The 19,887-nt window shown below is 69.8% G+C and carries 25 protein-coding genes; 10 read left to right on the top strand and 15 right to left on the bottom strand.

Features of this window, described 5'->3' with window-relative positions; genetic code table 11:
- Window positions 1-40: 40 nt before the first annotated feature.
- The 15 genes from EV699_RS14875 to EV699_RS14805 all read right to left on the bottom strand — a co-directional run bounded on the left by EV699_RS14875 (window position 41) and on the right by EV699_RS14805 (window position 12,035).
- Window positions 41-670, bottom strand: coding sequence for a glutathione S-transferase N-terminal domain-containing protein (locus EV699_RS14875; protein WP_132544165.1), 630 nt, complete (start codon window positions 668-670; stop codon window positions 41-43).
- 82 nt (window positions 671-752) lie between these two features.
- A complete protein-coding gene (locus EV699_RS14870) occupies window positions 753-1,496 on the bottom strand; it encodes a cytochrome c1 (protein WP_132544163.1) in 744 nt (247 codons plus the stop codon).
- Window positions 1,493-2,695 (bottom strand): cytochrome b, encoded by a 1,203-nt coding sequence (locus tag EV699_RS14865; protein ID WP_132544284.1) that lies wholly within the window; start codon window positions 2,693-2,695, stop codon window positions 1,493-1,495. The genes EV699_RS14870 and EV699_RS14865 overlap by 4 nt, the downstream gene beginning before the upstream one ends.
- 32 nt (window positions 2,696-2,727) lie before the next feature.
- Window positions 2,728-3,327, bottom strand: a complete 600-nt coding sequence (petA, locus tag EV699_RS14860) for a ubiquinol-cytochrome c reductase iron-sulfur subunit (protein ID WP_132544161.1) — start codon at window positions 3,325-3,327, stop codon at window positions 2,728-2,730.
- Window positions 3,328-3,474: 147 nt separating this feature from the next.
- Window positions 3,475-4,236: a Nif3-like dinuclear metal center hexameric protein gene (locus EV699_RS14855; protein WP_424450041.1), complete on the bottom strand. Its 762-nt coding sequence runs from the start codon at window positions 4,234-4,236 to the stop codon at window positions 3,475-3,477.
- Window positions 4,237-4,238: 2 nt separating this feature from the next.
- Window positions 4,239-5,306 (bottom strand): histidinol-phosphate transaminase, encoded by a 1,068-nt coding sequence (gene hisC / locus EV699_RS14850; protein ID WP_132544159.1) that lies wholly within the window; start codon window positions 5,304-5,306, stop codon window positions 4,239-4,241.
- A gap of 5 nt (window positions 5,307-5,311) precedes the next feature.
- Window positions 5,312-6,610 (bottom strand): histidinol dehydrogenase, encoded by a 1,299-nt coding sequence (hisD, locus tag EV699_RS14845; RefSeq protein WP_132544157.1) that lies wholly within the window; start codon window positions 6,608-6,610, stop codon window positions 5,312-5,314.
- 24 nt (window positions 6,611-6,634) lie between these two features.
- Window positions 6,635-7,264 (bottom strand): ATP phosphoribosyltransferase, encoded by a 630-nt coding sequence (gene hisG, locus EV699_RS14840; RefSeq protein WP_132544155.1) that lies wholly within the window; start codon window positions 7,262-7,264, stop codon window positions 6,635-6,637.
- A 13-nt stretch (window positions 7,265-7,277) separates the two neighbouring features.
- Complete coding sequence (gene murA / locus EV699_RS14835) at window positions 7,278-8,534, bottom strand: UDP-N-acetylglucosamine 1-carboxyvinyltransferase (protein WP_132544153.1); 1,257 nt, start codon at window positions 8,532-8,534, stop codon at window positions 7,278-7,280.
- 21 nt (window positions 8,535-8,555) lie between these two features.
- Window positions 8,556-8,801: a BolA family protein gene (locus tag EV699_RS14830; RefSeq protein ID WP_132544150.1), complete on the bottom strand. Its 246-nt coding sequence runs from the start codon at window positions 8,799-8,801 to the stop codon at window positions 8,556-8,558.
- A gap of 135 nt (window positions 8,802-8,936) precedes the next feature.
- Window positions 8,937-9,260, bottom strand: coding sequence for an STAS domain-containing protein (locus EV699_RS19985; RefSeq protein ID WP_165904162.1), 324 nt, complete (start codon window positions 9,258-9,260; stop codon window positions 8,937-8,939).
- Window positions 9,257-9,895 (bottom strand): MlaC/ttg2D family ABC transporter substrate-binding protein, encoded by a 639-nt coding sequence (locus EV699_RS14820; RefSeq protein ID WP_132544146.1) that lies wholly within the window; start codon window positions 9,893-9,895, stop codon window positions 9,257-9,259. The genes EV699_RS19985 and EV699_RS14820 overlap by 4 nt, the downstream gene beginning before the upstream one ends.
- A gap of 41 nt (window positions 9,896-9,936) precedes the next feature.
- Window positions 9,937-10,425, bottom strand: a complete 489-nt coding sequence (gene mlaD, locus EV699_RS14815) for an outer membrane lipid asymmetry maintenance protein MlaD (RefSeq protein WP_132544144.1) — start codon at window positions 10,423-10,425, stop codon at window positions 9,937-9,939.
- A gap of 3 nt (window positions 10,426-10,428) precedes the next feature.
- Window positions 10,429-11,211, bottom strand: coding sequence for a lipid asymmetry maintenance ABC transporter permease subunit MlaE (gene mlaE, locus EV699_RS14810; protein WP_132544142.1), 783 nt, complete (start codon window positions 11,209-11,211; stop codon window positions 10,429-10,431).
- Entirely contained in the window at window positions 11,208-12,035 is an 828-nt protein-coding gene (locus tag EV699_RS14805; RefSeq protein WP_132544140.1) for an ABC transporter ATP-binding protein, read from the bottom strand. The genes mlaE and EV699_RS14805 overlap by 4 nt, the downstream gene beginning before the upstream one ends.
- A 151-nt stretch (window positions 12,036-12,186) precedes the next feature.
- On the opposite strand from EV699_RS14805, the gene EV699_RS14800 reads away from it, so the two are divergent.
- From EV699_RS14800 to rapZ, 10 genes are all read left to right on the top strand, one after another.
- Complete coding sequence (locus EV699_RS14800; RefSeq protein ID WP_132544138.1) at window positions 12,187-13,158, top strand: KpsF/GutQ family sugar-phosphate isomerase; 972 nt, start codon at window positions 12,187-12,189, stop codon at window positions 13,156-13,158.
- Window positions 13,159-13,183: 25 nt separating this feature from the next.
- Window positions 13,184-13,708 carry a 3-deoxy-manno-octulosonate-8-phosphatase KdsC gene (gene kdsC, locus EV699_RS14795; protein ID WP_132544136.1) on the top strand — a complete coding sequence of 175 codons (525 nt, stop codon included), beginning with the start codon at window positions 13,184-13,186 and terminating at the stop codon, window positions 13,706-13,708.
- Window positions 13,705-14,304: an LPS export ABC transporter periplasmic protein LptC gene (gene lptC / locus EV699_RS14790; RefSeq protein WP_132544134.1), complete on the top strand. Its 600-nt coding sequence runs from the start codon at window positions 13,705-13,707 to the stop codon at window positions 14,302-14,304. The genes kdsC and lptC overlap by 4 nt, the downstream gene beginning before the upstream one ends.
- Complete coding sequence (lptA, locus tag EV699_RS14785) at window positions 14,285-14,860, top strand: lipopolysaccharide transport periplasmic protein LptA (protein WP_132544132.1); 576 nt, start codon at window positions 14,285-14,287, stop codon at window positions 14,858-14,860. The genes lptC and lptA overlap by 20 nt, the downstream gene beginning before the upstream one ends.
- Before the next feature lie 3 nt (window positions 14,861-14,863).
- On the top strand, window positions 14,864-15,589 hold the full coding sequence (gene lptB / locus EV699_RS14780) for an LPS export ABC transporter ATP-binding protein (RefSeq protein WP_132544130.1): 726 nt from the start codon (window positions 14,864-14,866) through the stop codon (window positions 15,587-15,589).
- Between the two features lie 89 nt (window positions 15,590-15,678).
- Entirely contained in the window at window positions 15,679-17,145 is a 1,467-nt protein-coding gene (locus tag EV699_RS14775) for an RNA polymerase factor sigma-54 (protein WP_132544128.1), read from the top strand.
- A 108-nt stretch (window positions 17,146-17,253) separates the two neighbouring features.
- Window positions 17,254-17,571 carry a ribosome hibernation-promoting factor, HPF/YfiA family gene (gene hpf / locus EV699_RS14770; RefSeq protein WP_132544126.1) on the top strand — a complete coding sequence of 106 codons (318 nt, stop codon included), beginning with the start codon at window positions 17,254-17,256 and terminating at the stop codon, window positions 17,569-17,571.
- Between the two features lie 8 nt (window positions 17,572-17,579).
- The gene (locus EV699_RS14765) at window positions 17,580-18,056 is read left to right on the top strand and encodes a PTS sugar transporter subunit IIA (protein WP_132544124.1); all 477 of its coding nucleotides are present in this window, start codon (window positions 17,580-17,582) and stop codon (window positions 18,054-18,056) included.
- Window positions 18,053-19,000 (top strand): HPr(Ser) kinase/phosphatase, encoded by a 948-nt coding sequence (hprK, locus tag EV699_RS14760; RefSeq protein WP_132544121.1) that lies wholly within the window; start codon window positions 18,053-18,055, stop codon window positions 18,998-19,000. The genes EV699_RS14765 and hprK overlap by 4 nt, the downstream gene beginning before the upstream one ends.
- Window positions 18,997-19,857: an RNase adapter RapZ gene (gene rapZ / locus EV699_RS14755; protein ID WP_132544119.1), complete on the top strand. Its 861-nt coding sequence runs from the start codon at window positions 18,997-18,999 to the stop codon at window positions 19,855-19,857. The genes hprK and rapZ overlap by 4 nt, the downstream gene beginning before the upstream one ends.
- Window positions 19,858-19,887: the final 30 nt, after the last annotated feature.

Raw genomic sequence — 19,887 nt, 5'->3', positions numbered from 1 at the left:
TCGCGGCCCGCTGCCGGCGCCACAGGGCGCGCGGGCAGCATCAGGCCCGCATTTCGGATTCGATCGCGCTCAGGCTGGCGCGAAACGCAGGGCGGGAAAACAGGCGCTCGGCATAATCGGTCACCGCCTGCGCCTCGGCGGGCAGCTCGATCTCGTACTGGGGCAGCCGCCACAGCACCGGGGCCAGCGTGGCGTCGAGCAGGCTGAACTCGTCGCCGAGAAAGAAGGGCTTGGCCGCGAATACCGACGTACTGTCGATCAACTGCTGGCGCAGCGTCGCCCGCGCGAGATCGCGCTCCTCGCGATTGGCGCGGTTGAAGCGCGGCAGCAGGGCACACCACTCGCTTTCGATCCGGCTGAGCGCCAGACGCTGCTTGGCGCGGCCGACCGGATCGGCCTTGAGCAGCATCGGGTGCGGGTAACGCTCGTCGAGATACTCGATGATCACGCGATCGTTGTAGAGCACCACATCCCGGTCGACCAGGGTCGGCAGGGACGCCGCCGGATTGACGTCGAGCAGCTCCTGGGGCACCGGCGCCGACGGGCTGACGTAGCAGATGTCGACGTCGAGCCCCTTTTCGAGCGCGACCAGCCGCGTGCGGTGGCAGGCACAGCAGTTCGGGGCCGAGTAGAGAGTGAGCGCCGCACGGCGACCCGCGGTAACTGCCATCAGCGCCCCCCGAAGCGGTGCGGCGGGAGGATGACCCGCCGCGGTGGGTGGGCCGCCACCCCACCGCGGCGGCCCGTTCCGATCAATGCACGTCCTTCCAATATTCCTTTTTCAGGAGGTAGAAGACAACGGTGAGCAGGATCAGGAACGCGATCACCCACACGCCGATGCGCGTGCGCTCGAGCTGGATGGGCTCGGCAACGTAGACGAGGAAGTTGACGAGATCCCGCATCGCCTTGTCGAACTCGGGCCCGCTCATCGAGCCCGGCTTGACGATCTCGAAGCCGGTGATCACCGAACGCTCGTTGCCCTCCGCATCCTTGTGCGTCTCGACGACGGCCTTCTGCCAGCCCTGCAGTTCCCACAGCACGTGCGGCATGCCGACCAGCGGAAACGCGGCGTTGTTCACGCCCCACGGCCGGCTCTCGTCGATGTAGAAGGTCTTCAGGTAGGTGTAGAGGTAGTCGGCCCCGCGCGAGCGCGCGATCAGGGTCAGATCGGGCGGGGTGGCGCCGAACCACTTCTTCGCATCCTTCTTCGGCATGGCGTTCTTCATCTGCTCGCCGACCTTGGCGCCGGTGAAGATCAGGTTGTCGCGGACCTGTTCGTCACTGAGCCCGATGTCGCGTGCCAGGCGGTTGTAGCGCTGATGCTCCGCCGAGTGGCAGCCCATGCAGTAGTTGACGAAGAGCTTCGCGCCGCGCTGCAGCGAGGCCTTGTTGCTCACGTCGACGTCCGCCTTCTCGAGCGGATACCCCTCACCGCCAGCGGCGACGACCAAGCCGGGCAGGGCCGCGAAGACCATCGCGATGATCAGCTTTCTCATTTGGACGTCACCCTTTCCGGAACCGGCTTGGTCGAGTCGATCGAGGTGTAGATCGGCATCAGCAGGAAGAAGGCGAAGTACACCACCGAGCAGACCTGCGACAGCAGCGTGCGTCCCGGACTGGGCGCCAGCGCCCCCAGATAGCCGAGGATGATGAACGCCACGACGAATGCCGCCAGCGCCGCCTTGGACAGCGGGCCGCGGTAGCGGATCGACTTGACCGGGCTGCGATCGAGCCACGGCAGGAAGAACATGACGACGATCGCACCGCCCATTGCCATCACGCCGAGCAGCTTGTCCGGCACGGCGCGCAGGATCGCGTAGTAGGGCGTGAAGTACCACACGGGGGCGATGTGCGGCGGGGTCTTCAGCGGATCGGCCGGATCGAAGTTCGGATGCTCGAGGAAGTAGCCGCCCATCTCCGGCGCGAAGAAGATGATGGCGCAGAAGAAGATCAGGAACACGGCGACGCCGACCAGATCCTTGACGGTGTAGTACGGATGGAAGGGGATGCCGTCCAGCGGCTTGCCGTCCGCATCCTTGAACTTCTTGATCTCGACGCCGTCGGGGTTGTTCGAGCCGACCTCATGCAGCGCCAGGATGTGGGCGACGACCAGGCCCAGGATCACCAGCGGCAGCGCGATCACGTGCAGCGAGAAGAAGCGGTTGAGCGTCGCGTCCGAGACGACGTAATCGCCGCGGATCCACAGCGACAGGTCGGGACCGATGCCGGGAATCGCGCCGAACAGCGAGATGATCACCTGCGCGCCCCAGTACGACATCTGCCCCCAGGGCAGCAGGTAACCCATGAAGGCCTCGGCCATCAGGGCGAGGAAGATCAGCACGCCGAAGATCCAGATCAGTTCGCGCGGCTGCTTGTAGGAGCCGTACATCAGGCCCCGGAACATGTGCAGGTAGACGACGATGAAGAACGCCGACGCCCCGGTCGAGTGCATGTAGCGGATCAGCCAGCCGTACTCGACGTCGCGCATGATGTATTCGACCGAGGCGAACGCCTCCGCCGCCGACGGCTTGTAGCTCATCGTCAGCCAGATGCCGGTGAGGATCTGGTTGACCAGCACGAGCAGCGCGAGCGAGCCGAAGAAGTACCAGAAATTGAAGTTCTTCGGTGCGTAGTACTCGGTCAGATGGGCGCGGATCGCATTCGTGACGGCCAGTCGCGAATCGATCCAGCCCATGAGGCCGGTGGTACCCGGATGATTGCTGGCCATTACGCGCCCTCCGTGCCGACGCCCACGATCAGGCGGGTATCGCTCAGGAACTTGTAAGGTGGAACTTCGAGGTTCAGCGGTGCCGGCACGCCCTGGAACACACGGCCGGCCAGATCGAAGCGCGAGCCGTGGCAGGGGCAGAAGAAGCCGCCCTTCCAGCCCGGGCCGAGGTCGGCCGGTGCGATGTCCGGGCGGAACGTCGGCGAACAGCCGAGGTGCGTGCAGATGCCGACCAGCACCAGCAGTTCCGGCTTGATCGAGCGGAATTCGTTCTTCGCATAAGCCGGCTGCTGCTCGACCACGGTCGACTTCGGGTCACGCAGCTGGCCGTCGAGCGTCGGCAGGGCGTCGAGCATCGCCTTGGTGCGCCGCACCAGCCAGACCGGCTTGCCCCGCCATTCGACGGTCATGATCTGTCCGGCTTCGAGCTTGCTGATGTCGGCTTCGACGGGGGCACCGGCGGCCTGGGCGCGTTCACTCGGCGACCAGGACTTCAGGAACGGAACCGCGACGAACGCCGCGCCCACGCCACCGACAACGGTGGCGGTGGCGGTCAGAAAACGGCGTCTGCCGAGGTCGACTCCACCTGCCGTACTCATGAGCACTCTCCTAACGCACTGAAAATACAGGGATAGATTGGGCCGTTCCGGTTGCGCGTGACGGCAGTGTTGCGGGCGCAACTAAACGGCGAATGTTCTTATAACGTCACCTGACGGGTCAAGCCGAACGCCCGTGCGCCGCTCCGCTCATGCCGGGTTGGGCAGATCGATGAAACGGAACTCCACGCCGAAGCGCACGGCCAGGTGCTCGCCGAGCGCGGGCACACCGTAGCGCTCGGTGGCATGGTGGCCCGCGGCGAAGAAATGCAGGCCGCATTCGCGCGCGACGTGGACCGTCTGCTCCGAGACCTCGCCGCTCAGGTAGGCATCCACGCCCGCCGCCACCGCCACCTCAATGTAGCCCTGCCCGCCGCCGGTGCACCAGGCGATGCGCCGGATCGGCGTCTGCGCGCCGGCCACGTGCAGGGGCACGCGGCCGAGCCGTGTCTCGATGCGCGCGGCGAGCCTTGCCCCGTCCATCGGCGCATCGAGTTCTCCCACCATCACCAGACCGGGCGTGCGCGCGGAGCCGCCCAGCGTGCCGGTGATCCTGAAGCCGAGTTCCGCGCCGAGCCGGGCGTTGTTACCGAGCGCCGGGTGCGCGTCGAGCGGCAGGTGATAGGCGATCAGGCTCAGCTCGTGCGCCAGCAGTGTGGCCAGGCGCCGGCGCTTCATGCCGGTCACGCACGGGCTCTCGCCCTTCCAGAAGTAGCCGTGGTGCACCAGCACGGCGTCGGCGCCGTCGCGCACGGCCGCGTCGAGCAGCGCCTGGCTCGCGGTCACGCCGCCGACGATGCGCCGCACCTCGGTCCGCCCTTCCACCTGCAGGCCGTTCGGGCAGTAGTCGCTGAAGGCGCCGGCGGCGAGGAGTTCGTCGGTGTACGCGACCAGCTCGCGCAGCGCCACCACCGTCAGAGCTCCGCCAGTGCGGCGACGAGCGCGCCCAGCAGGGCCGCGTTCTGCGCCGGCGTGCCGATGGTGATGCGCAGGAACTGCTCGATGCGCGGCAGGCGGAAGTGACGCACGATCACGTGCCGGGCGCGCAGCGCGGCGGCGAGCGCGGCGGCGTCGGCACGCGCGTGGCGGGCGAAGACGAAGTTCGCCGCCGACGGCAGCACCTCGAAGCCGAGCCCGGCGAGGTCCGCCGCCAGCCGTTCGCGGCTCGCGATCACCGCCTGCCGCGTCGCCTCGAAGTGCTCGCGATCGGCGTAGGCGGCCACCGCGCCGGCGATCGCGAGCCGGTCCAGTGGGTAGGAATTGAAGCTGTTCTTGATCCGCTCCAGGGCCTCGATCAGGCCCGGATCGCCGATCGCGAGCCCCACCCGCAGCCCCGCGAGCGAGCGCGACTTCGACAGCGTCTGCGTCACCAGCAGGTTCGGGTAGCGCGCCACCAGCGCGATCGCGCTGTCGCCGCCGAAGTCGACGTAGGCCTCGTCGACCACCACCACCGAGTCGCGGTTGCGCTCGAGCAGCCAGGCGATGTCGGCGAGCGCGAGCAGGCGCCCGGTCGGCGCATTCGGGTTGGCGAAGACGATGCCGCCGTTGGGCCGCAGGTAGTCGGCCACCCGCAGCGTGAAGTCGTCGGCGAGCGGCAGCGTGGTGTACTCGATGCCGTAGAGGCCGCAGTACACCGGGTAGAAGCTGTAGGTGATGTCGGGGAACAGCAGCGGCGCCGGCTGCTGGAAGAAGGCCTGGAACACGTGCGCGAGCACCTCGTCGGAACCGTTGCCGACGAAGACCTGCGCGGGTGCCAGGCCGTGATACCCGGCGATCGCCTGCTTCAGCCGCTCGGCGTTCGGGTCCGGGTAGAGCCGCAGCGCGTCCGACAGCTCGGCCTGGATCGCGGCGATCACCCGCGGCGACGGCCCATAGGGGTTCTCGTTGGTGTTGAGCTTGACCAGCTCGGCGAGCTTGGGCTGTTCGCCCGGCACATAGGGCACCAGCCGGTGCACCACCGGGCTCCAGTAGCGATTGCCCATCGCGGCTAGCCCCGCACCCGGTATTCGGCCGAGCGCGCGTGCGCGGTCAGGCCCTCGCCGCGCGCCAGCACCGACGCGGTGCGCCCCAGCGCAGCGGCGCCGGCCGGCGAGCAGAAGATCACGCTCGAGCGTTTCTGGAAGTCGTACACCCCGAGCGGCGACGAGAAGCGCGCGGTCCGCGACGTCGGCAGCACGTGGTTGGGACCGGCGCAGTAGTCGCCGAGCGCCTCGGCGGTATGCCGGCCGAGGAAGATCGCCCCGGCATGGCGGATCTGCGCGAGCAGGGCCCCGGGGTCCTGCACCGAGAGTTCGAGGTGCTCGGGCGCGATGAAATTGGCCACGTCGGCGGCCTCGGCGAGGTCGCCGACGTGGATCAGCGCCGCCCGGCGGGTCAGCGAGGCCTCGATGATGGCGGCCCGTTCCATGTCGGGCAGCAGCCGCGCCGCCGCCGCCGCCACACGGTCGAGGAAGGCGGCGTCGGGCGAGATCAGGATCGGCTGGGCGTCCTCGTCGTGCTCGGCCTGCGAGAACAGGTCCATCGCGATCCAGTCTGGGTCGGTCAGCCCGTCGCACACCACCAGGATCTCGGACGGCCCGGCGATCATGTCGATGCCGACCTGGCCGAACACCATGCGCTTGGCGGTGGCGACGTAGATGTTGCCGGGACCGACGATCTTGTCGACCCGCGGCACGCTGGCGGTGCCCCAGGCGAGCGCGGCGACGGCCTGCGCGCCGCCGATCGCGAACACGCGGTCGACGCCGGCGATCGCGGCGGCGGCGAGCACGAGCTCGTTGACCTCGCCGCCCGGCGTCGGCACCACCATCACCAGTTCCGGCACCCCGGCGACCTTGGCGGGGATCGCGTTCATCAGCACCGACGACGGATACGCCGCCTTGCCGCCCGGCACGTACAGCCCGACGCGGTCGAGCGGCGTCACCTGCTGCCCGAGCACCGTGCCGTCGGCCTCGGTGTAGCGCCACGAGTCGAGCTTCTGGTGTTCGGCATAGCTGCGGATGCGCGCCGCCGCGAGCTGCAGCGCCTCGCGCTCGGCGGGCGCGATGGCCGCCAGCGCCTGTTCGAGGCGCGCCGGCGGGATCTCCAGGTCGGCCGCCCGCGTCACCCCCGAGCGGTCGAAGCGCGCGGTGTAGTCGAGCAGCGCGGCATCACCACGCGTGCGCACCGCGTGGACGATCTCGCGCACCGTGTCGGCCACCGCGTGCTCCGACACGCCTTCCCAGGCCGTCAGCCGTTCCAGGCGCGGCCAGAAATCGGGGTCTCGGGAGCTCAGGCGAGCGATGTCCACGGGGCATACCTCGTTGCGGGGGGCTCAGGCGGCCACCGCCGTCGCCATGCGTTCGATCAGTTCCTTGACGCGCGCGTGCTTCATCTTCATCGCCGCGCGGTTGACGATCAGCCGCGAACTGATGTCGGCGATGTGCTCCAGCGGGGCGAGGCCGTTCGCGCGCAGGGTGTTGCCGGTGTCGACGACGTCGACGATGCAGTCGGCGAGGCCGACCAGCGGCGCCAGCTCCATCGAACCGTAGAGCTTGATGATCTCGACCTGGCGGCCCTGCGCGGCGTAGTGCCGGCGCGCGGCGTTGACGTACTTGGTGGCGACGCGCAGCCGCCCGCGCGGCGGCGGCGCGTCGGGGTCGCCGGCCACCATCAGCCGGCAGCGCGCGATGCGCAGGTCGAGCGGCTCGTAGAGCCCGTCGCCGCCGTGCTCCATCAGCACGTCCTTGCCGGCCACGCCGAGATCGGCCGCGCCGTACTGCACGTAGGTCGGCACGTCGGTGGCGCGCACGATGACGAGCTTCACCTCGGCCAGGTTGGTGTCGAGGATCAGCTTGCGGCTGGTCTCCGGGTCCTCGGCGGGCGTGATGCCCGCCGCGGCCAGCAGCGGCAGGGTCTCGCGGAAGATGCGCCCCTTCGAGAGCGCGATGGTCAGGGCGGTCATGGCCGGGTGGCGCTCAGGGTACGCGGCGGATGAGCGCGCCGAGGCTGCCGAGCTTTTCCTCGATGCAGTCGTAGCCGCGGTCGATGTGGTAGACGCGGTCGACCACGGTATCGCCCTGGGCCACCAGCGCCGCCAGCACCAGGCTCGCCGAGGCGCGCAGGTCGGTCGCCATGATCGGCGCCGCCGACAGCTGGCCGACGCCGGTCGAGATCACCGTGTTGCCTTCGAGCTGGAACTGCGCGCCCATGCGCAGCAGTTCGTTGACGTGCATGAAGCGGTTCTCGAACACCGTCTCGGTGATCGTGCCGACCCCCTCGGCGACCGCGTTCAGCGCGCAGAACTGCGCCTGCATGTCGGTCGGGAAGGCCGGGTACGGGGCGGTGCGGATGTGCACGGCCTTGCCGCGCCGCCCCTGCATGTCGAGTTCGATCCAGTCGGGGCCGGTGTCGATCACCGCGCCGCCCTCCTCGAACTTCACCAGCACCGCCTCGAGGGTGTCCGGGCGGGTGTCCTTGACGCGCACGCAGCCACCGGTGATGGCGGCGGCGGCGAGGTAGGTGCCGGTCTCGATGCGGTCGGGCAGCACGCGGTAGTGCGCCCCGCGCAGGCTGTCGACGCCGTCGATCACCAGGGTGTCGGTGCCCGCGCCGGAGACCTGCGCGCCCATCGCGTTGAGGCACTCGGCGAGGTCGACCACCTCCGGTTCGCGCGCGGCGTTCTCGATCACCGTGGTGCCACGCGCCAGCGCCGCGGCCATCATCAGGTTCTCGGTGCCGGTGACGGTGACCAGGTCGAGGACGATGCGCGCCCCGCGCAGGCGGTCGCAGCGGGCGCGGATGTAGCCCTCCTCGACGCGGATGTCGGCGCCCATCGCGGCGAGGCCCTTGATGTGCAGGTTCACCGGCCGCGAGCCGATCGCGCAGCCGCCCGGCAGGCTCACCTCGGCGCGGCCGAAGCGCGCGAGCAGCGGCCCGAGCACGAGGATCGAGGCGCGCATCTGCCGCACCAGCTCGTAGGGCGCGGTGAAGCTGTCGATGGTGCGCGGGTCGACCTCGATGTTCATGCGCTCGTCGACGACGAGCTGCACGCCCATGCGGCCGAGCAGTTCCATGGTGGTGGTCACGTCCTGCAGGTGCGGGACGTTGCCGATGGTGACCGGCGAGTCGGCGAGCAGGGTCGCGGCGAGGATCGGCAGCACGGCGTTCTTCGCGCCCGATGCCCGCAGTTCGCCTTGCAGCGGCTCGCCGCCGGTGATGATGAGTTTGCTCATGCGCTGGCTCGGAGGACGGGATCAGGCCTGGCGGGCAGCCCAGGCTTCAGGGGTGTAGGTCTTCAGGCCGAGCGCGTGGACCTCCTCGCGCTGCAGACGGTCGCCGAGCGCCGCGTAGACCATCTTGTGCTGCGCGACCGGGGTCTTGCCGGCGAACGCGGGGCTGACCACCACCGCCTCGAAATGCACGCCGTCATCGCCGCGCACGATCACCTCGGCGTCGGGCATGGCGGTCTCGATCAAACGCTGGATATCGGATGCTTGCATGGGACGGGTCCGCGGACACCTGGGGAAGGAACGGGGGATCGCGCTGCCGGCGCGCCGACGGCGCAGCGTGGACGAACCGCGAGGGCGCTGAGCATAGCCGAAACGCCCCGGCCTGGGGGAGCGCACGGCGCCGGCTCAGTCCGCGGCGGGTGCGGGGACGACGTCGAGCACGTCGTCGAGGTCGGCCACCCTGAGCAGCGCGAGCATCGCCTGGGACATCCCCGTGTAGCGGATGTCGCCCCCCGCCTGCCGCGCCACGCGCAGCCATTCGACCAGCAGCGCCATGCCGGCGCTGTCGGCGCGGCTCACGCCGGCGACGTCGATCTCGATCCGCGCGCCGCTGCCGACCGCCCCGCGCCCGGCGTCGAACAGCGCCGCGACGTGCTGGCGACAGAGTCCGCCGCGCAGGCCGTAGCGGTCCGGTCCGAGCACGTCGAGGCGCGGCGGCGCCTCGCTCACTGCGCCGCCCCGCGCGTGGTCGAGCCGCGCGCGTTCAGGTCGGCGAGCGAGCCGATCACCTTGTCGACGCCGCCGTCGCGCACCTGGTTGGCGAAGGTGCTGCGGTAGCTGCTGACCAGGCTGACGCCGTCCACGGTCACGTCGTAGACCAGCCAGCGCCCGGCCTTCTGGTGCAGGCTGTAGTTGATCGGCACCGCCGGCCCCGCCTTCGGCTGGAACTCCGAGCGCACCAGCACGTCGCCGTCGGCGTTGGGGGCGGAGGTCGGCAGGAAGCGCACCGCCTCGTCGCTGTACTCCAGCAGCGCGTTGCCGTAGGTACGCACCAGCAGCATGCGGAACTGCTCGGTAAAGGCGCGCTGCTGCTCGGGCGTGGCGACGCGCCAGTTGCGCCCCAGCGCCCACTGCGAGATCGCCTCGAAGTCGAAGCGCGGCACGGCGATCTGCTCGACCAGGCCGTAGATCAGCCGCGGGTCCTGCCTGAGCCGCGCCTGCTCGCGCCTCAGGGCCTCGAGCATGCGGTTGGCCGTGGTTTCGATCACCGCCTGCGGCGCGTCGTCGGCACGCGCCAGCGCGCCGGCGCCAGCCCAGCCGCACAGCGCCGTCCATAACAGCAAAGCCAGCATTCGCTTGAACATGGAACTCCTCGATGGTCTGCGCCGCGGCCCGCGGGGCCGCGTCAGGGTTTGGCGGGCGCGGCGCTGCCGCCGCCCTCGGCCGCCTTGCTGAACAGGAACTGGCCGATGATGTTTTCGAGCACCAGCGCCGACTGCGTGAGCTTGAGCGTCGAGCCGTCCTGCAGCACGGCGTCGGCGCCGCCGGCCTCGAGCCCCACGTACTGCTCGCCGAGCAGGCCGGAGGTGAGGATCTTGGCGCTGGTGTCGACCGGCAGGTTGTCATAGCGACGCTCGATGGTCATCTCGACCAGTGCGTCGAAGCGCTGCGGATCGACGCTGATCGCGGTGACCCGGCCGATGCGCACCCCGGCCATCGACACCGGCGAGCGCACCTTGAGGCCGCCGACGTTCTCGAAATGCGCGCGCACGCGGTAACCCTCGCCGCCCTCATGGCTGATGCCGCTCACTTTCAGCGCCAGCATGAACAGCGCGGCGAAGCCGAGGGCGACGAACACTCCGACGGCGATCTCGACCGTCTTGGACGCGGGCATGATTCAGACTCCTCCGAACATCAGGGCGGTCAGCACGAAATCGAGCCCGAGCACCGCGAGCGAGGTGTTGACCACGGTGCGCGTGGTCGAACGGCCGATGCCCTCGGCCGTGGGCACCGCATCGTAGCCCTCGAATACCGCGATCCAGTTGGCGACCAGCCCGAACACCAGGCTCTTCACCACGACGCCGTTGAGGATGTCGCGGCCGAACTGCACCTTCGCCTGCATCTGCGACCAGTAGGCGCCGTCGTCGACGCCGAGCATGCCGACGCCGACCAGATGCCCGCCGAGGATGCCGACCGCGGTGAAGATCGCGGCGAGCAGCGGCAGCGCCAGGAAGCCGGCCAGGAAGCGCGGCGCGATCACGCGGCTGATCGGGTCGACCGCCATCATCTCCATGCTCGACAGCTGCTCGGTCGCCTTCATCAGGCCGATCTCGGCGGTCAGTGCCGAGCCGGCGCGCCCGGCGTAGAGCAGCGCCGCCACCACCGGGCCGAGCTCGCGCACCAGGGTCAGCGCCACCACGGTGCCGAGGGACTCGGCGGCGCCGAAGTCGACCAGCGTGTTGTAGCCCTGCAGCGCGAGCACCATGCCGACGAACAGCCCCGACACCAGCACGATCGGCAGCGACAGCACCCCCACCGAGAACAGCTGCCGGATCACCAGCCGCGGGCGCAGCAGCACCGCGCAGACGCCGACCAGCAGCGGCAGCAGAAAGGCGCTGCCGCGCCCGAGCCGCGCCACGTGCTCTAGCGTCCAGCGGCCGAGAGCGGCGAGCGCGTTCATCCTGCGCCACCGAGCAGGTCGTCGGCGTAGGCCGGCGCCGGGTAATGGAACGGCACCGGTCCGTCGGGCAGGCCGTGCATGAACTGGTCCACCCAGTCGGAGTCGGCACGTTCGAGTTCGGCCGGCGTGCCGTGGGCGACGACCTGACCGCCGGAGATCAGGTACAGGTAGTCGGCGATCGAGGCCGCCTCCTTGACGTCGTGCGACACCACGATGCTGGTCATGCCGAGCGCGTCGTTGAGCAGGCGGATCAGCTTGACCAGCACGCCCATCGAGATCGGGTCCTGCCCGGTGAAGGGCTCGTCGTACATGATCAGCGCCGGATCGAGCGCGATCGCGCGCGCCAGCGCCACCCGCCGCGCCATCCCGCCCGACAGCTCGCTCGGCATCAGCTGGCGCGCGCCGCGCAGCCCCACCGATTCGAGCTTCATCAGCACCAGGGTGCGGATCAGCGACTCCGGCAGGCGGGTGTGCTCGCGCAGCGGGAAGGCGACGTTCTCGAACACGCTGAGGCCGGTGAACAGCGCGCCGCTCTGGAACAGCATGCCGATGCCCTTGCGCAGCTCGAACAGCTCGGAACGCGACAGCGCGTGGATCGCCGTGCCGCCGATCTCGACGCTGCCCGCCTGCGGGCGCAGCTGGCCGCCGATCAGCTTCAGCAGCGTGGTCTTGCCGGTGCCGCTGGGGCCCATGATCGCCGTCACCCGGCCGCGCGGGATGTCGAGATCGATGCCGTCGAAGATCACCCGCGTGCCGCGGCTGAACCGCAGTCCACGCACGCGGACCAGCACTTCGGCGAAACGGGGGGAGGCGGAATCGGGCATCGGAGGAAACGGTCGGGCCGGAAGGAGCGGGTGGCGCCCCCGGTCTGGGCAACGGCACGGGGCCGGTAGTGTCGGTGCAAGCCCCCGGCGAGTCAAACCGCGGGGCGGGCGTGTATCATGCCCCGACCCCGCCCTTCGCACCGGACCGCGCATGAGCACCGACAGATTCCAGCACCTCGGCCAGGCCGTGCTGCGCATCGAGGCCGCAGCGCTCGAAAGCCTGATTCCCCGTGTCGACGCCGATTTCGGGCGCGCCTGCGAGTACCTGCTGGCGACCCGCGGCCGCATCATCGTCACCGGCATGGGCAAGTCGGGGCACATCGGCAGCAAGATCGCCGCGACGCTGGCGAGCACCGGCAGCCCGGCGTTCTTCGTGCACCCGGCCGAGGCGAGCCACGGCGACCTCGGCATGATCACCGCGCAGGACACCGTGGTCGCGCTGTCGAACTCCGGCGAGACCGACGAACTGCTGATCATCCTGCCGCTGATCAAGCGCCTCGGGGTGCCGCTGATCGCCCTCACCGGCAACCCGCAGTCGGCGCTCGCGCGCGCCGCCACCGTGCACATCGACGTGTCGGTCGCGCAGGAGGCCTGCCCGCTCGGCCTCGCCCCCACCGCGAGCACCACCGCCGCGCTGGCGATGGGCGATGCGCTCGCGATCGCGCTGCTGGAGGCGCGCGGCTTCACCGCCGAGGACTTCGCGCGCTCCCATCCCGGCGGGCGCCTCGGCCGCCGCCTGCTGCTGCTGATCGACGACGTCATGCACACCGGCGAGCGCCTGCCGCAGCTGAGCCCCGACGCGCCGCTGCGCCAGGTGCTGGTGGAGATGAGCCGCAAGGGGCTCGGCCTCGCGATCGCGGCCGACGCCGACGGGCGCGTGCTCGGCGTGTTCACCGACGGCGACCTGCGCCGCACGCTGGACCGTGCGCTCGACGTGCGCAGCACCACGCTCGCCGAGGTGATGACCAGCCCCTGCCGCACCGCCCGCACCGGCATGCTCGCGGCCGAGGCGCTGGAGATGATGGAGCACCACAAGATCAACGCCCTGCCCGTGGTCGACGCCGACGGCCGCCTGGCCGGCGCCCTGAACATGCACGACCTGCTGCGCGCCGGCGTGCTCTAGTGCCCTTCCCGCAAGGAACCCGCCCATGCAGGACCTTCTGCTGCGCGCCAGCCGCATCCGGCTGGTGATCTTCGACGTCGACGGCGTGCTCACCGACGGGCGCCTGTACTTCGGCAACGACGGCAACGAGACCAAGGCCTTCCACGTCCGCGACGGCCACGGCATCCGCATGCTGATGAACCAGGGCATCGAGACCGCGGTCATCTCGGGGCGCCAGGCGGTCTCGGTGACGCGGCGCATGGCCGACCTCGGCGTCAGCCACGTCCAGCAGGGCGTGCACGACAAGGGCCAGGCCTTCGAGGAGCTGCGCGCCCGGCTGGACCTGCCCGCCGAGGCCGTCGCCTTCGTCGGCGACGACGTCATCGACCTGCCGGTGATGACCCGCGTCGGCTTCGCCGTGGCGGTCGCCGACGCCGACCCCTTCGTCGCCCGCCACGCGCACTGGCAGACGCGCACCGCCGGCGGGCGCGGCGCGGTGCGCGAGGTCGCCGAGTTCATCCTCGCCGCGCAGGGCCGGCTCGACGCCGAGCGGGCGCGCCACCTGTCATGATCCGCCGCCTCGCGCGCGTGGCCGAGGCCATCGGCGGCGGCGGCCTCGCGCTGCTCGCGCTGCTGCTGCTCGCGGCCGGCAGCGCCTGGTTCCTGCGCGACCTGCGCCACACCCTCGAAGACGTCGAGCCCGAGGACGACACCACGCCCACGCTCACCGCCGACCACTACAGCGGCAGGCAGATGAACGCCGCCGGCGACATCCAGTACACGCTCACCGGCCCGCACCTCGAACGCCGCCCCGGCCAGCAGGGCACCCTGATCGACCAGCCGGTGATGCACACCTTCACCGATCGCCGCCCGGAGTGGGAGGTGCACGCGGACACCGGCTGGGTGGCGGCCGACAACTCGGTGATCGAGCTGCGCGAGGCGGTGCGCGCCGAGCGCCCGGCCGAGACCGGCGCCATGCCGCTGCTGCTGACGACGCGCAACGTGCGCCTGATCCCGGAACGCCGCTACGGCGAGGGCGCGGAGTTCGCGCGCATCGACAGCCCCGGCGGCGTGGCCACCACCGTCGGCTTCCGCGTCTGGCTCGACGAGAACCGCATCGAACTGCTCTCGCAGGTACGAGGAACCTATGACCCCCCGAAACGCTAGCCTTGCGCTGCCCGCCGCCGGCCTGGCGCTGTGCGCCGGCCTGTTCGCCGCGGCGAGCGCCCGCGCGCTGCCGGAGGACCGCCAGCAGCCCGTCAACCTCGTCGCCGACCGCGCCGAGCTGAACCAGAACACCGGCGTCGCGGTGTACGAGGGCAACGTCGTGGTCACCCAGGGCACGATGCGCCTCACCGGCGACAAGGTGATCGTCTACACCAAGAACGGCGAGTTCGAGCGCATGGAGAGCTTCGGCAAGCCCACCACGTTCAAGCAGAAGCCCGCCGCCGACAAGGAGGAGATGTTCGGCGAGGCCCTGCGCCTCGACTACAGCGCCACCACCGGCGTCGTCGTGGCGACCACCAAGGCGAAGGTGACCCAGGCCAAGGACGTCTTCACCGGCGACCGCATCGAGTACGACGTGAACAAGGACATCGTCCGCGCCCAGGGCAAGCCGAACGAGCGCGTGCAGATCATCCTGCAGCCGCGCCCCGAGGGCGGCACCGCCCCGGCGGCCCCCGCAAAACCCCAGGCGGGCACGCCCGCCCAGCCGAAGAAGTGACCGATGGCGCGCCTCGAAGCCCGGGATCTGGTCAAGACCTACCGCGGCCGCAGCGTCGTCGACGGCGCCAGCGTGCACGTCGACAGCGGCGAAGTCGTCGGCCTGCTCGGCCCGAACGGTGCCGGCAAGACCACGAGTTTCTACATGATCGTCGGCCTGATCGGCTGCGACGGCGGGCACGTGTTCCTCGACGAACGTGAGATCACGCGCCTGCCGATGCACGCGCGCGCGCGCCTCGGCATCGGCTATCTGCCGCAGGAAGCCTCGGTGTTCCGGCGCATGACGGTGCTGGAGAACGTGCTCGCGATCCTCGAAACCCGCCGCGGCCTCGATCGGCGCGCACGCGTGGCACGCGCCGAGGAGCTGCTGCACGAACTGCACGTCGGCCACCTGCGCGACAGCCTCGGCATCAGCCTGTCGGGGGGCGAGCGCCGGCGCGTGGAAATCGCCCGCGCCCTGGCCGCCGATCCGCGCTTCATGCTGCTCGACGAGCCCTTCGCCGGTGTCGACCCGCTGTCGGTCAGCGACATCCAGCGCATCATCGAGCACCTGTGCGACCGTGGCATCGGCGTGCTGATCACCGACCACAACGTGCGCGAAACGCTCGGCATCTGCGACCGCGCCTGCATCATGAGCGAGGGCCAGGTGATCGCCATGGGCTCGCCGCAGGAGATCCTGGCCAACCAGCGCGTGCGCGAGGTCTACCTCGGCGAAGGATTCCGGCTGTAACCCTGACGCCACGCAACGGCTCTGGCATACGCCGTGCTATAACCAACACAGGTACTCCCGCCACCGGACGTGTTTCCCGATTCGGCACCATGAGACAGTCGCTCCAGCTCCGCCTCGGCCAGCACCTGACGATGACGCCCCAGCTGCAACAGGCGATCCGCCTGCTGCAACTGTCGAGCCTCGATCTGCAGGCCGAGATCCAGACCGTGCTCGATTCGAACCTCATGCTCGAGCGCGCCGACGAGGGTGGCGACGAGCCCGCGCCGGCCACCGAGGCCGCCCTCGAGTTCTCCGCGCCGTCGACGCCCGATGCCGAGCCCGTCGTCGCGGCCGAGGCCAGCCGCGACGAACTGCCGGCCGACACCAGCTGGGACGATCACTACGACGGCTACGACGGTTCGACCGCCTACTCGCGGGGCGACAGCGACGAGGACCGCGACCCCTTCGAGACCCACGGCGGCGCCAGCGAAAGCCTGCGCGACCACCTGCTGTGGCAGATGCGCCTGACGCCGTTCAGCGAGACCGACCAGATCATCGCCACGGCGATCATCGATGCGACCGACGAATCGGGCTACCTCGGCTCGCCGCTCGAGGAGATCTACGGGGGCCTCAAGGACGAATTCCCGCAGATCGAGCCCGAGGATCTCGAAATCGTGCTGCACCGCCTGCAGCGCTTCGATCCGCCCGGGGTGTGTGCGCGCAACGCCGCCGAGTGCCTGCTGCTGCAGCTCGACGCACTGCCGCCGGCGACGCCCTGGCTCGCGCAGGCGCGCGAACTGGTGCGTCATCACCTCGACCTGCTCGCCGGGCGCGACTTCAACACGCTGATGCGGCGCATGCGGCTGACGCGCGAGCAGTTGCAGGCGGTGATCACGCTGATCCAGAGCCTCAACCCGCACCCGGGGACGGCGCTCTCCGACAGCCAGGCGGCCTACGTCGTCCCCGACGTGTTCGTGTTCCGCCACCGCGACCAGTGGCGCGTGGACCTCAACCCCGACTGCGCCCCGCGCCTGCGCATCAACAGCGAGTACGCGCGCCTGGTGCGGCGGGCCGACTCCAGCGCCGACAACACCTACCTGAAGAACCACCTGCAGGAAGCGCGCTGGTTCCTGAAGAGCCTGAAGAACCGCCACGAGACCCTGCTCAAGGTGGCGCGCTGCATCGTCGAGCGCCAGCGCGGTTTCTTCGAGCACGGCCCCGAACACATGCGCCCGCTGGTGCTGCGCGACATCGCCGAGGCGGTCGAAATGCACGAATCGACGATCTCGCGCGTGACCTCGCAGAAGTACATGCACACGCCGCGCGGCATCTTCGAGTTCAAGTACTTCTTTTCGAGCCACGTGGCCACGCACGACGGCGGCGAGGCCTCGTCGATCGCGATCCAGGCGATGCTGAAGAAGCTGATCGCCGCCGAGAATCCGCAGAAGCCGCTGAGCGACAGCAAGCTCGCGGAAATGCTCGATCGGGAGGGCATTCAGGTGGCGCGCAGAACGGTGGCAAAATATCGTGAAGCGATGGCCATTCCCTCTTCCACCGACCGCAAGCGCATCGGCTGAGCCTGCCGATGCGCGGCGCGGAGCTTCACCTCGGGGTCGCACGACCCCGACAGCGGCCGAGCCGCCGTCCCCGGCGACCCCGGCCATCTTTCCTTCGAGGAGCGAATCATGCAAATGAACCTCACCGGGCATCACGTTGAGATCACGCAGCCACTGCGCGATTACGTGCAGGACAAGATCGGGCGCATCGAGCGCCACTACGACAACGTCACCAGCGCGCACGTGATCCTCAGCATCGAGAAGCTCGATCAGAAGGCGGAGGCGACCGTGCACGTCGCGGGCGGCGACATCCACGCCTATGCCACCGAGGCCGACATGTATGCCGCCATCGACGTGCTGGCCGACAAACTCGACCGGCAGATCAAGAAGTACAAGGAAAAGCTGACCGACCATCACCGCAGCGACAAGGTGCGCTCGTTCACCTGAGCAGGCCCATGAACATCACCGACCTGATTGCCCCCGCGCGCGTGGTCTGCCGTTCCGATGTGGCGAGCAAGAAGCGCGTGCTCGACCTGGTCAGCGAGCTGATCGCCAGTGGAGGCTCGGGCTGCGGATCGCGCGAGATCTTCGACAGCCTCGTGGGTCGGGAACGGCTGGGCAGCACCGGACTCGGCCATGGGGTGGCGCTGCCCCATGGCCGCATCCCCGGCGCCGAGCAGGCGCTCGGCGCCTTCGTCAAACTCGCGCGCGGCGTCGACTTCGACGCCATCGACCAGCAGCCGGTCGATCTCGTCTTCGCGCTGCTGGTGCCCGAGCATTTCACCGACGAGCACCTGAAGATCCTCGCCCACCTCGCGGAGATGTTCAGCGACCGCGCCTTCTGCCAGTCGCTGCGCGAAGCCGCCGACGACGCCACGCTCTACCAGCGCCTCGCCGCCTGGTCGGCGGTCTCCCGCGCCACCACGTCATGATCACCGCGCTGCGGGCCGATGAGATGTTCCAGGCCCTGCAGGGGCCGCTGCAGCTGTACTGGGTGGGCGGACGCGACGGCGCCTCGCGGCTGGTGTGCCAGGCCGGGGAATACATCCCGCCGCGCTCGCTCGGCGGGCTGATGAACCTCGTCACGCCGCCGCGCGTACAGGTGCTCGGCAGCGAGGAGCTGGGTTTCCTCGCCGAAGTCGAGCCGATCGCCCGCCGGGCCCTGATCGGTCGCATGCTCGCCGCCGAGCTCGGCGCGACCATCGTCTGCGGCGACACCCCGCTGCTGAACGACCTGCAGGCGTGTGCCGACAGCTGCCACGCGCCGCTGTGGCACACCGCGACCAGCCCGAGCGAAGTCCTCGACTGCCTGAGCGACTACCAGCACAGCCTCGACGCGAGCTCGACGCTGCTGCACGGGGTGTTCCTGGAGGTCTACGGCCTCGGCGTGATGCTCACCGGCGACTCGAGCACCGGCAAAAGCGAACTCGCGCTCGAACTCATCAGCCGCGGCCACCGGCTGATCGCCGACGACGCGCCGCGCCTGACCCGCGTGGCGCCGCAGGTCATCGAGGGCACCTGCCCGGATTCGCTGCGCAATTTCCTCGAGGTCCGCGGCCTCGGCATCCTCAACGTCCGGCGCATGTTCGGCGACAGCGCGATCAAGCGGAACAAGCGCCTGCGCCTGATCGTGCACCTGGTGCGCCTGGAGGACGCCGCGCTGGCGCCCGAGGTGCGCCTGCACGGCGCGCGCAAGAACCGCCACATCCTCGACGTGCCGATCCCCGAGATCACCCTGCCGATCGCCCCCGGGCGCAACCTGGCGGTGCTGGTGGAGTGCGCGGTGCGCGACCACATCCTGCGCCTCGGTGGCTACAATGCCGATCACGATCTGATGGAGCGTCTGCAGGCCGAGATGTCGGGCCGACCGTCATGAAGTTGATCATCGTCAGCGGCCTGTCCGGCTCGGGCAAGAGCGTGGCGCTCGCCACGCTCGAGGATCTCAACGACTACTGCGTCGACAACCTGCCGCTCGCGCTGCTGAACCCCTTCGTCGCCGAAATCCACGGACGCACCCATCCGGGCTTCCACACCGCCGCGGTCGGCATCGACTCGCGCAACTTCCGCGACGAGCTGGCGCACTTCCCGGAAGTGATCGACGCGCTGCGGGCGGACGGCGTCGACATCGAGATCGTCTTCCTGCTGGCCGATGACGACACCCTGATCAAGCGCTTCAGCGACACCCGCCGCCGCCACCCGCTGAGCGCCGACAGCGGCATGCCGCTGCTCGAGGCCATCCACCGCGAACGCGCGCTGCTCGAACCGATCGCCGCGCTCGCCGATACGGTGATCGACACCAGCCACACCAACGTCCACGAGTTGCGCGAGCTGGTGCGGGTGCGCCTGCACGGCGACGCCAGCGGCGGCATGTCGCTGATGTTCGAATCCTTCGGCTTCAAGCACGGGCTGCCGGACGACGCCGACTTCGTGTTCGACGTGCGCCATCTGCCGAACCCGCACTGGCAGACCGAGCTGCGCCAGCTCACCGGCCGCGACGCCGCCGTGATCGCCTATCTCGAAGCGCACGCCGCAGTCGAGCGCCTGCTGAACGACCTGGTGCGCTTCCTCGAAACCTGGATCCCGGCCTTCGAGGCCGGCAACCGCAGCTATCTGACGGTGGCCGTCGGCTGCACCGGCGGCCAGCACCGCTCGGTGTACCTCGTCGAGCGGCTCACCCGCCACTTCCGCGACGGCCGGCGTCACGTCGCCACGCGCCACCGGGAGTTGCCGTGAACACCTTAGTTGCCATGAGCGAGCTGTTGT

The organism is Plasticicumulans lactativorans, assembly GCF_004341245.1.
GTDB classification, from domain to species: Bacteria; Pseudomonadota; Gammaproteobacteria; order Competibacterales; family Competibacteraceae; genus Plasticicumulans_A; species Plasticicumulans_A lactativorans.
Note: the sequence above shows the minus strand (reverse complement) of the source record. Positions and strands in the feature narration are given on the sequence as shown.